General features: G+C 67.9%; 12 protein-coding genes. 9 read left to right on the plus strand and 3 right to left on the minus strand.

The genetic code is table 11. From position 1 onward, the window contains the following. Nucleotides 1–23 precede the first annotated feature (23 nt). Nucleotides 24–1337: a citrate synthase gene (locus tag HDA44_RS31455; protein ID WP_184840647.1), complete on the minus strand. Its 1314-nt coding sequence runs from the start codon at nucleotides 1335–1337 to the stop codon at nucleotides 24–26. 248 nt (nucleotides 1338–1585) lie between these two features. Between HDA44_RS31455 and rplM the strand changes: the two genes are divergently transcribed. Genes rplM through glmM form a run of 3 tightly spaced genes read left to right on the plus strand, consistent with a single transcriptional unit; the run spans nucleotide 1586 to nucleotide 3940 of the window. Beyond that, nucleotides 1586–2029, plus strand: coding sequence for a 50S ribosomal protein L13 (gene rplM / locus HDA44_RS31460; protein ID WP_184840649.1), 444 nt, complete (start codon nucleotides 1586–1588; stop codon nucleotides 2027–2029). Between the two features lie 35 nt (nucleotides 2030–2064). After that, complete coding sequence (rpsI, locus tag HDA44_RS31465; RefSeq protein WP_130441429.1) at nucleotides 2065–2586, plus strand: 30S ribosomal protein S9; 522 nt, start codon at nucleotides 2065–2067, stop codon at nucleotides 2584–2586. Between the two features lie 7 nt (nucleotides 2587–2593). Further along, nucleotides 2594–3940, plus strand: coding sequence for a phosphoglucosamine mutase (gene glmM, locus HDA44_RS31470; protein ID WP_184840651.1), 1347 nt, complete (start codon nucleotides 2594–2596; stop codon nucleotides 3938–3940). A 54-nt stretch (nucleotides 3941–3994) separates the two neighbouring features. Here the strand turns inward: glmM and HDA44_RS31475 are convergent, their stop codons facing one another. Next, nucleotides 3995–5452, minus strand: coding sequence for a ketol-acid reductoisomerase (locus HDA44_RS31475; protein ID WP_184840653.1), 1458 nt, complete (start codon nucleotides 5450–5452; stop codon nucleotides 3995–3997). 73 nt (nucleotides 5453–5525) lie between these two features. On the opposite strand from HDA44_RS31475, the gene ilvY reads away from it, so the two are divergent. Next, a complete protein-coding gene (gene ilvY / locus HDA44_RS31480) occupies nucleotides 5526–6341 on the plus strand; it encodes an HTH-type transcriptional activator IlvY (protein ID WP_184840655.1) in 816 nt (271 codons plus the stop codon). Here ilvY and HDA44_RS31485 read toward each other — a convergent pair. Beyond that, complete coding sequence (locus HDA44_RS31485) at nucleotides 6271–7335, minus strand: LacI family DNA-binding transcriptional regulator (RefSeq protein ID WP_184840657.1); 1065 nt, start codon at nucleotides 7333–7335, stop codon at nucleotides 6271–6273. The genes ilvY and HDA44_RS31485 overlap by 71 nt on opposite strands. A gap of 139 nt (nucleotides 7336–7474) precedes the next feature. Here HDA44_RS31485 and HDA44_RS31490 point away from each other — a divergent pair, with 139 nt between their 5' ends. Genes HDA44_RS31490 through HDA44_RS31510 form a run of 5 tightly spaced genes read left to right on the plus strand, consistent with a single transcriptional unit; the run spans nucleotide 7475 to nucleotide 12339 of the window. Then, on the plus strand, nucleotides 7475–8707 hold the full coding sequence (locus HDA44_RS31490) for a sugar ABC transporter substrate-binding protein (protein ID WP_184840660.1): 1233 nt from the start codon (nucleotides 7475–7477) through the stop codon (nucleotides 8705–8707). A 5-nt stretch (nucleotides 8708–8712) separates the two neighbouring features. After that, nucleotides 8713–9654: a carbohydrate ABC transporter permease gene (locus HDA44_RS31495; protein ID WP_184840662.1), complete on the plus strand. Its 942-nt coding sequence runs from the start codon at nucleotides 8713–8715 to the stop codon at nucleotides 9652–9654. 20 nt (nucleotides 9655–9674) lie between these two features. Continuing rightward, nucleotides 9675–10475 (plus strand): carbohydrate ABC transporter permease, encoded by an 801-nt coding sequence (locus tag HDA44_RS31500; RefSeq protein WP_184840664.1) that lies wholly within the window; start codon nucleotides 9675–9677, stop codon nucleotides 10473–10475. Between the two features lie 18 nt (nucleotides 10476–10493). Next, nucleotides 10494–11258 (plus strand): ThuA domain-containing protein, encoded by a 765-nt coding sequence (locus HDA44_RS31505; RefSeq protein ID WP_184840666.1) that lies wholly within the window; start codon nucleotides 10494–10496, stop codon nucleotides 11256–11258. Continuing rightward, a complete protein-coding gene (locus tag HDA44_RS31510) occupies nucleotides 11251–12339 on the plus strand; it encodes a Gfo/Idh/MocA family protein (protein ID WP_184840668.1) in 1089 nt (362 codons plus the stop codon). The genes HDA44_RS31505 and HDA44_RS31510 overlap by 8 nt, the downstream gene beginning before the upstream one ends. Nucleotides 12340–12419: the final 80 nt, after the last annotated feature.

The following is a 12419-nucleotide window of genomic DNA, read 5'->3' on the forward strand; positions in this document are numbered from 1 at the left end:
GGGGCCGTTCGGTTGCGGCTAGGTCAGCGGTCGCCCATCGGGACGTACTGGACGCCTCGCCCGCCGGTGTAGATCTGCTTCGGCCGGGCGATCTTCTGGTCGCCGTCGCCGAGCATCTCCAGCCACTGCGCCAGCCAGCCGGACGTCCGCGGGATCGCGAACAGCACGGTGAACATCTCCGGCGGGAACTGCAGCGCCTCGTAGATCAGGCCCGAGTAGAAGTCCACGTTCGGGTACAGCTTGCGGGAGACGAAGTACTCGTCCTCGAGCGCGATCTTCTCCAGCTCGACCGCGATCTTCAGCAGCGGGTTGATCCCGGTCACCTCGAAGACGTCGTCGGCCGCCTTCTTGATGATCTTCGCCCGCGGGTCGTAGTTCTTGTAGACCCGGTGGCCGAAGCCCATCAGCCGCTCTTCGCCGTTCTTCACGCCCTCGATGAACGACGGCACGTTCTCGACGCCGCCGATCCGGCGCAGCATCTTCAGCACCGCCTCGTTCGCGCCGCCGTGCAGCGGGCCGTACAGGGCGCCGATCCCGCCGGCCACCGCGGTGTACGGGTCGACCTGGGTCGAGCCGATCGCGCGGACCGCGTTCGTCGAGGCGTTCTGCTCGTGGTCGGCGTGCAGGATGAAGAGGATCTCCAGCGCGCGGACCAGCCGGTCGTCGGCGGCGTACTTCGGCTCGCTCATCTTGAACAGCATGGACAGGAAGTTCGCCGTGTAGCTGAGCTCGTTGTCCGGGTACACGTACGGCTTGCCCTGCGCGTGCCGGAACGCGAACGCGCCCAGGGTCGGCATCTTCGCGATCAGCCGGCGGATCTGCAGCGCCCGGGACTCCTCGTCGAAGATGTCCCGCGACTCCGGGTAGAACGTGGACAGCGCGCCGACCGAGGCCAGCAGCATGCCCATCGGATGGGCGTCGTACCGGAAGCCCTGCATGAAGGTCTTCAGGTTCTCGTGCACGAACGTGTGATACGTCACGTCGTGCGCCCACGCCTCGTACTCCGCCTTGTTCGGCAGCTTGCCGTTCACCAGGAGGTACGCGACCTCGAGGTAGTTGGACTGCTCGGCGAGCTGCTCGATCGGGTACCCGCGGTACTCGAGGATGCCCTTGTCGCCGTCGATGAAGGTGACGGCGGAACGGCAGGAGGCGGTGTTGACGAAACCGGGGTCGTAGGTGGCCAGGCCACCGTCGCCGTCGGCGGCGCTGATCTGCTTGAGATCCGCGGCACGGATGGTGCCGTCGGTGATGGCAAGGTCGAAGTCCTTGCCGGTCCGGTTGTCCCGGACGGTGAGCGACTGTTCGGTCACGATGCCCTCTTCGGAAGCTGGCGTCATCGGCCGCTGAGCGAGGGTTATGTCAGCCGGCGGGACGCGGGTCTGGACTGCAATCTTTACGGCTAAACTAGTGCGGTCCTCAGCTGCTTCCAAGCCGGGGTCCCCTCGGCGTCCGGGCTCACTTTGACCCGTACGCACCGACGCCGGTATTCTAGGACGCTGTTGTGCGTTCCAGGTCCATCCTCAGTCGGCGGACCGCTCGCCGACGTCCAGTTTTGTCAACCTCTGAGAAACGAAGGTCAACGACCGTGCGCACGTACAGCCCGAAGCCTGCTGACGTCACCCGTGAGTGGCACGTGATCGACGCCACCGACGTCACGCTCGGTCGGCTCGCCGTCCAGATCGCCACCCTGCTGCGTGGCAAGCACAAGCCGACGTACGCTCCGCACGTCGACGGTGGTGACTTCGTCGTCGTCGTCAACGCCTCGAAGGTGGCCCTGTCCGGCACCAAGCGGACCGACAAACTGGCGTACCGGCACTCGGGTCACCCGGGTGGTCTGACCGCGACGCCGATCGGCGAGATTCTCGACAAGGACCCGCGCAAGGCCGTCGAGAAGGCCGTCTGGGGCATGCTGCCGAAGAACCGCCTGAGCCGGAAGCTGCTGACCAAGCTGAAGGTGTACGCCGGCCCGGAGCACCCGCACACGGCCCAGCAGCCGAAGCCGTTCGAGATCACCCAGATCGCCCAGTAAGCGATCGACGAACCAGGTAAACGAGGATTCCCAGCGTGAGCGACATCACCACCGAGACCGAAGAGCTCGACACCGAGGTCCCCATCGACACCGAGGGCCCGGTCGCCTACACCTCCGAGACCAACCCGGCTCCGGAGCAGCGCGCCGAGCAGGGCCGGGTCGCGGTCATCAACCCGGCCGGCGCCACTGGTCGCCGCAAGGAGGCCGTCGCCCGCGTCCGGATCGTCCCGGGCACCGGCAAGTGGAAGATCAACGGGAAGGACCTCGACGTCTACTTCCCGAACAAGGTGCACCAGCAGCACGTGAACGAGCCGTTCGTCGTCGCGGGCCTCGAGGGCTCGTACGACGTGATCGCCCGGATCAACGGCGGCGGCATCACCGGCCAGGCCGGTGCGCTGCAGCTCGGCGTGGCCCGCTGCCTGAACGCGGCGGACCTCGAGGCGAACCGCCCGGGGCTGAAGAAGGCCGGTCTGCTCACCCGCGACGCGCGGATCAAGGAGCGGAAGAAGGCCGGACTCAAGAAGGCCCGTAAGGCGCCTCAGTACAGCAAGCGCTGATCACCTGATGGGGCGTTTGTTCGGCACGGACGGATTCCGTGGCCTGGCGAACGTGGACCTGACCGCGGAGCTGGCGCTCGACCTCTCGGTCGCGGCAGCTCACGTACTCGGCGAGGCCGGTGCCTTCCAAGGGCACCGGCCACGCGCCGTTGTGGGGCGGGATCCGCGGGCCAGTGGTGAGTTCCTGGAGGCGGCGGTGGTGGCCGGTCTGGCCAGTGCCGGCGTCGACGTGGTCAAGCTCGGCGTCCTGCCGACGCCGGCGGTCGCGTACCTGACCGGCTCGACCGGTGCCGATCTCGGCGTGATGCTGTCGGCCAGCCACAACCCGATGCCGGACAACGGCATCAAGTTCCTGGCTCGCGGCGGGATCAAGCTCGACGACGCGATCGAGGACGCGATCGAGGCCAAGATGGGCGAGGAGTGGCAGCGCCCGACCGGTGCCGACGTCGGCCGGGTGACCGACGACGGGCAGGGTTTCGAGACGTATGTCTCGCACCTGGTCCGCTCGGCGCCGAACCGGTTCGACGGCCTGAAGGTCGTGATCGACTGCGCGAACGGTGCCGCGTCCGAGACCGCGCCGGAGGCACTGCGCCGGCTCGGTGCCGAGGTGATCACGGTCGCCGCCGCGCCGGACGGCCTGAACATCAACCTGAACTGTGGCTCCACCCACATCGAGGGTCTGCAGCGTGAGGTGCTCGGGCACCGCGCCGACGTCGGCATCGCGCTCGACGGCGACGCGGACCGCTGCCTGGCGGTGGACGCGAACGGTGAGCTCGTCGACGGCGACCAGATCCTCGCGGTGCTGGCGCTGGCGATGCGGGACAGCGGCCGGCTGTCGAACGACACCGTCGTCGCGACCGTGATGAGCAACCTCGGCTTCGTCCAGGCGATGGTCCGGGAGCAGATCGCGGTCGAGCAGACCAAGGTCGGCGACCGGTACGTACTGGAGGCGATGAAGGCCGGCGGGCACAAGCTGGGCGGTGAGCAGTCCGGGCACGTGATCCTGTCCGACCACGCCACCACCGGCGACGGCACGCTGACCGCGGTGATGCTGCTCGCGCGGGTCGCCCAGACCGGCAAGGGCCTGGCCGACCTGGCCGCCGCGATGACCCGGCTGCCGCAGGTGCTGGTGAACGTGAAGAACGTGGACAAGTCGCGCGCCGGCACGGACGAGACCGTCCAGTCCGCGATCGCCGCGGCCACCACCCGCCTCGGCGACACCGGCCGGGTCCTGCTCCGGCCCTCCGGCACCGAGCCGCTGGTCCGGGTCATGGTCGAGGCCGAGTCCTCGGACACCGCCCACGAGATCGCCCACTCCCTCGCCGACGTGGTCGCAACCTCACTCAAGCTGTAGAAGCGCCGAGCTGAAGGGGCCGGAGAGATGACCTCTCCGGCCCCTTCAGCGTTTTCAGGACACCGAGATGTCGACCGACGGACGCAGTACGGCGGCCGCCGCGAGCGCCTCGTGCACCGGGTTCGCCAGGAACTCCTTGATCAATCCGTCCGCTGCCGGCTCATCCGCCAGCGGGAGCGCGAGCTGCTCGTACGCCGCCTGGAACCGTGGTCCCCACCGGCGTGTACCGAGCCGGGCGGTCCGTGAGCAGTTGTCCACCATGTACGCGACGTCCCGCGCGTGCATGTACGGCAGCAGCGAGTCGACGGCTTCGATGATCGACTCGTTCACGATCTCCGACCAGGCATGGCCACGCGCGGCGAACTCGTCGGCCTGGGCCGTCATCGTCGCCACGAACAGCCCCGCGGTCAGTGGATCGACGACGGCCGGTGCAGCCTCGCGCCGGGCGTGTGCCTCGGTGCCGGCCCGCCACATCGGGCTGCCGCTGATCGCGGTCATCGGCCGGGTCGCAAGCCGCTGCTCGGCCAGGATCACGCTGCGCAGTTCGGTGCCATCGGCAACTTCGTCGTAGATCTCGGCGACCAGGTCACGGGCCGGCTGGTACGCGGCGGCGTACGCGCGGTCGAAGGCATCCTCGTCGCCGGTGGCCGCGCGGACCGCCGCCAGCCCGGAGTCCGAGATGGTCCGGGCAATCGGGCCGGTGACCGACTCGGTCGACCGCTGGTACGCCGTCACCGCGTCGTCGCCGCCGATCCGGAAGTGCCGGTACAGCGCCTCGACCAGGCCGTGTACGGCGCCGAGCAGGATCGCCCGCTCGCCGACGATGTCCGACAGGTACTCCGATCTCAGCGTGGTCGCGAACGTGTACGGCGATCCGAGCGCGATCGACCAGGCCAGCGCCCGATCGGTCCCGTGTCCGTCCGGGTCGGCGTGGACGGCGATGCTCGCGTTGATGCCGGCGCCGTTGATCGTTTCGCCCTGCTGGTACAGGCGGCGGACCGAGTCGCCCATTCCCTTCGGGCAGACCGCGATCACCGGATGCCCGGCCGGGAAGTCGCTGCCGATCGAGGTCAGGTGGCCGAGCAGGAATCCGTGGGACAGGCCAATGGTCGCGCCGGGCGCCAGCGCGGCGAAGATCTGCTCGTGGTTCGCGGCCAGCGCGGCGTCGGCGATCAGCAGGATGACCAGGTCGGACGTGCCCGCGACGTCGAGCCAGTCGCCAAGAGTGCCGTTCTCCTCGGTGAAGCCGTTCTTCCGGGCGTCCGCGGCCGATGCCGAACCCGGACGCAGCCCGACCGACACCGTCACGTCGGTGCCCGCCAGCGAGTCCCGCAGGTTCAGCGCCTGGGCGCGTCCCTGCGGACCCCAGCCGAGTACGCCGATCCGCCGGACGCCGTGGAGCGCTTGCGGCAGCAGCGCGAACAGGTCCCGGCCGCCGCGCACGATCGTCTCGGTCCCGCCCGGCACGGTCATGATCTCGGTCCTGAAGACCGACGAGGTGATGGTGTGCATGCCTTTCAGTGAAAGCCGATCCGGTACATTGCAGCAAGCGCAACATCTGCATCGGATCGTTGCGGGAGGTGAAATGGAACGCCGCGAGCTCGAGTTGTTCCTGCATCTGGCCAGGACGCTGAACTACGGGCGTACGAGCCTGGAGTCGCATGTCAGCCCGGCCACGCTGACCCGGACGATTCAGCGGTTGGAGGCGCGGGTTGGTGGGCGGTTGCTGGATCGTGGTCCGCGTGGGGTGGTGCTGACCGCGGAAGGGCAGCGGTTCGCGGCGTATGCCGAGCGGGCGCTGGCGCTCTGGAACGACTATCGGGCGGGCGCGGACGAACCGGCCGGGTTGACCGGTGAGCTGAAGATCTTCGCGACCGTCACGGCCTGCCAGATGCTGCTGCCGGACCTGCTGGCACCGTTGCGGGCGGCGCATCCGCAGATCCGGCTGAACGTGCGTACGGGTGACGCGGCGGCCGCCCTGGCGCGGCTCGATGAGGGGGAAGTGGATGTCGCGGTCGCCGGGATTCCGCGCCGGTTGCCGCAGACGTTGGTGAGCCGGACGGTCGCGGTGACTGACCTCGTCCTGGTGAGCAACGGCGAGCCACAGGAGGAGTACGTCGTACCCGCGCGTGGGCTGGTGCGGGAGGCCGCGTTCCGGTGGTTTCGGCGGTGCGGTGTGAAGCCGGTGATTGCTGCTGAGACCGACGGGCACGAAGCGCTGCTCGCGCTGGTCGCGCTGGGCTGTGGGATCGGTGTGGTGCCGCGGCTGGTGCTGGATTCGTCGGTGATGCGGGAGCGGCTGGTTGAGGTTGAGGCGGAGCTTGAGCCGCTTACGGTTGGGCTTTGTGTGCGGCGGGACGATCTGCACCGGCCTTTGGTTGCCGCGTTCTGGGGGCTGTGACCGTAGCGCCGGGGTGTAGTTTCGCCGGGACGAGTTGGGGTGGGAGTGGGTCGGCGCCTTCGAGTTCGCGGAGCAGGGCCTCGGTGCCCAGTTGGCCGAGCTCGGGGCCGGGGGTGCGCATCATGGTGAGCTCTGGGTCGGTCATCGCGGCTGTTTCCGGGACCATCAGCAGGGACAGGACCGAGAGGTCGCCGGGTACGTCGTACCCGGCGCGCTTGAGACCGGCGACGGCGCCGAGGGCGGCATACTCGTTGAGTACCAGGACCGCGGTCGTCTCCGGATGGTCCGTGACGAGTTGCTCGGCGGCGACCTTCCCGGCCTGGGTGGTGTCCAGACAAGGCACGACCACGACCGGCAGTCCGTACGCGGCGGCGGCCCGGCGGTACGCGGCCTCGGTCCGCACCCACGGCCCGTACGAGTGGAAGCGTGGGTCGCTGAGATCGCCGGAGATCAGCGCCAGCTCGCGATGGCCCAGTTCGTACACGTGCCGGATCGCGTCGTCGACGGTCGTGTCGAAGTCGATGTCCACATGCGGCAAGCCGTCAAGTTCGTCCGTACGCCCGATCAGCGCGAACGGCGTACCCGCCTGCTGGAGGACGTCGACGCGCGGATCGTCCAGCTGTACCTCCATCAGCACGACGCCGTCGACCAGGCCCTGGCCGAGCAGTTCGCGCAGCTCGACGCCGTCGTTGCCGACCGGCCACAGCACCAGGTGGTAGTCCTCCTTGCGCGCCGCCTCGGCCGCGCTGGTGAAGAACTCGGCCGTCGACATCCCGAACCGGTGCTCCAGCGCCGGGTACGCCATCGCGATGATGTGCGTACGCCGGCTGGCCAGCGCGCGGGCGACGACGTTGCGCCGGTAGCCGAGCTCGGCCATCGCCTGCTCGATCCGCGCCCGGGTCGCCGCGGTCACCGGTTTGGTGTCGTTGAGCAGGAACGAGACGGTCGCGATCGAAACCCCGGCCCGTTCGGCAACCTCCCGCATCGTGGCCATCGATCCAGCCCCCTCTGAACTCTTGACAGCAGTGTGACGTAGGGAACATAGTCCTTCAACGCCTCAGTTAAGCGGTTTACCGGCGAATTCACAAGGTTCACCGCTGCCCGGTCGAAACGCTGCGAAGGAGTCCGATGTCATGATCAGCAAGCGGATCGCCGCCGTGCTGGCGGGTGCGACCACGGTGTCGCTCCTGCTGACGGCCTGCGGTGACAACGGCGCCGGCGGCCAGTCGCCGGCGGCCGGCGACAGCGTCAAAAGCCTCACGATCCTGGACTACTACAACAACGATCCGGACAAGTCCCTGGTGCAGAAGGGGCTCGACTCCTGCGCGACCAAGCTCGGCATCAGCATCCAGCGGGAGACGGTGCCTGGTGACACCCTGATCCAGAAGGTGCTGCAGCAGGCCTCCTCGAAGACCCTGCCGGACGTACTGATGCTCGACAATCCCGACGTCCAGCAGATCGCGGCCACCGGTGCGCTGGCGCCGCTGAACGACCTGGGCGTGAACTCGGACGGCGTCATCAAGGGCATGGTCGACGCGACCTCGTACCAGGGCAAGCTGTACGGTCTGGCGCCGGTCACCAACACGATCGCGCTGTTCTACAACAAGGACCTGCTGGCCCAGGCGGGCGTCCAACCGCCGAAGACCTGGGACGAGCTGAAGGCGGCGGCGAAGAAGCTCACCAAGCCGGGCCGGTATGGGATCGCCTTCAACGCCAACGCGACGTACGAAGGCTCCTGGCAGTTCTTGCCGGCGATGTGGACCAACGGCGGTGACGAGACCGATCTGAGCAGCCCGCAGGTCGCGGAAGCCCTGCAGCTGTGGGTGGATCTCGTGCAGTCGGGGTCCGCGTCGAAGAGCGTCATCAACTGGACGCAGGGCGACGTGAAGGACCAGTTCCTGGCCGGCAAGGCGGCGATGATGGTGAACGGCCCGTGGCAGATCCCGGCCCTGGAGAAGGTGCCGTCGGTGAAGTGGGACGTGGTCACCTTCCCGGTGAACAAGCCGGATCAGACCCCGGTCGCGCCGCTCGGCGGTGAGGCCTGGACGGTCCCGCTGAACAAGGATCAGGCCAAGCAGCAGAAGGCCGCGGACTTCGTGAAGTGCCTGAATTCGGACGAGAACGAGCTGGCCTGGGCCAAGGCCCGGTTCACCATCCCGACCAAGACCGCGCTGCTCGACGAGTACGTCAAGCAGGTGCCGTCGATGAAGGCCTTCGCCGAACAGGTCAAGACGGCCCGGGCCCGGACCGGCAAGCTCGGCGACAAGTGGCCGGACGCCGCCAAGGTGATCTACCAGGCGATCCAGCTGGCGCTGACCGGTAAGGCCTCGGCCCAGGACGCCTTCAAGCAGGCGTCCGGCGGCTGATCGGCATGGTCACGCTGACCCGTACGACTCGCACCAGCACCGCCGGCCGCGCGCGGGTACGCGGCCGGCGGGGCGAGGACCTGACGAAGGTGCTCTTCGTACTGCCGGCCGCGGTCGCGATGGTGGCGCTGTTCGGCTACCCGGTGGTCAAGAACCTGCTGATGAGCCTGCAGGACTACGGGCTGAAGACGTTCTTCACCGGCGTCGCGCCGTGGATCGGGCTGAAGAACTACAGCACGGTCGTGACCGACAACCTGTTCTCGGACGCGATGCTGAACACGGCGCTGTTCACGGTCGGGTCGATCGTGTTCCAGTTCGCGATCGGGCTCGGGCTGGCGCTGTTCTTCCGGAATCGCTTTCCGCTCAGCGGGCTGATCCGTTCGTTGTTGCTGCTGCCGTGGTTGCTGCCGCTGATCGTGTCCAGCGCGACGTGGCGGTCGATCCTCGAACAGGACAGCGGCATCCTCAATCGCACTTTGCTGGGTTTGCACGTGATCGACGATCCGGTGCCGTGGCTGAACTCGCCGTCGGTCGCCCTGATCGCGGTGATCGGGGTGAACATCTGGATCGGCATCCCGTTCAACGTGACCCTGCTGTACGCGGGCCTTTCGGAGATCCCCGACGAGTTGTACGAGGCCGGTCAGCTCGACGGCGCGACCGGGTGGCGGGCGTTCTGCTACATCACCTGGCCGAACCTGCGGTCGGTCGCGAGCGTACTGCTGATGCTCGGGGTCGTGTACACGATCAAGGTCCTCGACATCATCCTCGGTCTCACCGGCGGCGGTCCGGCGAACGCGACGCAGACGCTGGCCACCCAGTCGTACGAGAAATCCTTCGTGGACTTCCGGTTCGGTCAGGGCGCGGCGCTGAGCAACATCCTGATCGCGATCTCGTTCGTGTTCGCGATCTTCTACCTGCGCGGCACCCGTCGCGCCCCTGACGAATAACAGCCGAGTAGGAGAGAACGATGAAACGTACGGCGTACGCGGTCATCGGCGTACTCATCCTGTGCGTGATGCTGTTCCCGGTCTACTGGATGGTGAACGCGTCGCTGCAACCGTCGGGCAACACGCTGACCGCCGGCTTCCTGCCCTTGCACCCGACGTTCGCGGGTTACAAACGCGCGCTCGACGAGCAGGGCGGGAACCTCGTCACCAGCATGATCATCGCGGCCGGCACGGTCGTGCTCAGCCTGGCGATCGCGACCCCGTGCGCGTACGCGCTGTCGCAGTTCCGGTCCCGGTGGGTGTCGATCGGGCTGCTGGCGATCCTGATCTCGCAGATGATCCCGGGGATCGTGATCGCGAACGCGCTCTACACCGCGTACGAGCGGATCGGCCTGCTGAACTCGATCCCGGGCCTGATCGTCGCGAACTGCAGCAGCGGCATCCCGTTCGCGATCCTGATCCTGCGGTCGTTCATGCTCTCGCTGCCGCCGTCGCTGGTGGAGGCCGCGCGGGTGGACGGCGCCGGGCTGTTCCGGGCGTTCGTCGCGATCGTGCTGCCGATCAGCAAGAACTCGCTGATCACCGCCGGACTGTTCAGTTTCCTGTTCTCCTGGAGCGATTTCCTGTTCGCGCTGACGCTGACCACCAAGGGCGGCGTCCGGCCGGTGACGCTCGGGATCTACCAGTACCTCGGCACCCAGGTGCAGAACTGGAACGCGGTGATGGCGACCGCGGTGCTCTCGGCGATCCCGGCCATCGTGCTGCTGGTCGCCGCGCAGAAGTACATCGCCGCCGGTGCCATCGGCGGGGCCGTCAAATAACCATTGGGGAGACCAACTATGAAGGTACTTGTCTGGGGCGAGAACCGGCACGAACAGGTCGAGCCGCACGTCCGGGAGATCTACCCGGACGGCATGCACGAGACCATCGCCGCCGGCATCCGCGAGAACCTGGACGCGGACGTGTCCACCACCACCCTGGACGAACCGGAGCACGGTCTGACCGAGGAGGTGCTGGCCGGTACGGACGTACTGGTCTGGTGGGGTCATGCCGCGCACGGCGAGGTCGACGACAAGGTGGTCGACCGGGTGTACCAGCAGGTCCTGTCGGGTATGGGCCTGATCGTGCTGCACTCCGGTCACTGGTCGAAGATCTTCGGCAAGCTGATGGGTACGACCTGCACGCTGCGCTGGCGCAGTGAACGCGATCGGGAGCTGGTCTGGACGGTGAATCCGACGCATCCGATCGCACAGGGCGTACCGCATCCGATCGTGATCGAGCAGCAGGAGATGTACGGCGAGTACTTCGACATCCCGGTACCGGACGAACTGGTCTTCGTGTCCTCGTTCTCCGGTGGCGAGGTGTTCCGTTCCGGCTGCACCTTCCGCCGTGGGCACGGGAAGATCTTCTTCTTCTCGCCGGGCGACCAGGACTACCCGGTGTACCACCACCAGGACGTCCGGAAGGTGATTGCGAACGGCGTCCAGTGGGCACAGACGGACCTCCCCGAACGAAAGGTTCCGACCTTGCTGCGTTACGAGACCGGCGACTTCTTCACCGGACACGGTTACACCGGCCCGATCGAGGAGCGCGCGGATGACTGAACCCGTACGCCTGCTGCAGGCCGGCGCCGGTGGGATGGGCCGGGCCTGGCTGCGGACCATCGCCGCCGACCCGGACGTCGAGCTGGCCGGCCTGGTCGATCTCGACGTCGAGGTGGCCCGGGCGGCCGCGGACGAGCACGGGTTCCGTGACGTCCCGGTGGCGGCGTCGATCGACGAGCTGGCCGGTGCGGCGGACGCGCTGATCGACGTGACGGTGCCGGCCGCGCACCCGAAGGTGAGTGTGGACGCCTTGCTGCGCGGGCTGCCGGTGCTGTGCGAGAAGCCGCTGGCCGAGACAGTGCGGGAGTGTCTCGGCATGGTCGCCGCGGCTGAGGTGAGCGGGAAACTGCTGATGGTGTCGCAGTCCCGGCGGTACTTCCGGGCCGTCACCGCGTTCCAGCGGCAGCTCGCCGAGCTCGGCCCGATCGGTACGCTGACCTGCGAGTTCTACAAGGCGCCGCACTTCAGCGGTTTCCGGGAACGGATGGCCGAGCCGCTGCTGGTCGACATGGCGATCCACCAGTTCGACCTCTCCCGGAAGCTGATCGGCGCCGAGCCGGTGTCGGTGTACTGCGACTCGTACAACCCGTCCTGGAGCTGGTTCGACGGGAATGCCGCGGCGTCCGCGATCTTCACGTACACCGACGGCACCCGGTTCGCGTTCTCCGGTAGCTGGTGTGCCGCCGGCCTGGAGACGTCCTGGAACGGCCGGTGGCGCGCCAGTACGCCCGGCGGCACGGCCACCTGGGACGGCGACAACGCTCCGATCGCGGCACTCTCCTCCGGCGAAGACCTGCCCGCCGTGATGACCGACGATCCCGAGGAGATCGCCGGTTCGCTGACCGAGTTCGTGAACGCCGTTCGCACGTCGACCACGCCCCAGTCCGAAGTGCATGCCAATGTCGTGAGCATCGCCATGGTCGAGGCGGCCGTACGCTCCGCCCGCGCCGGCGTCCCGGTCCAGATCGCCGACGTGATCACCGACGCGTACGCCGAGGCCCTGGAAACCATCACCACCCCCTCCCTCCAAGCCGCCTTGGCCGCCTGGCCCAACCCCCTGAAGGCCGTCGGCCTCGACTGACACCCCGCGGCGCACAACCGCCCCAAACCGGTTTGGGGCGGTTGCGCGCGTGGAGTGGGGAGGGTTGTACTCCCGGTTTG

Source organism: Kribbella solani, assembly GCF_014205295.1.
Lineage (GTDB): Bacteria > Actinomycetota > Actinomycetes > Propionibacteriales > Kribbellaceae > Kribbella > Kribbella solani.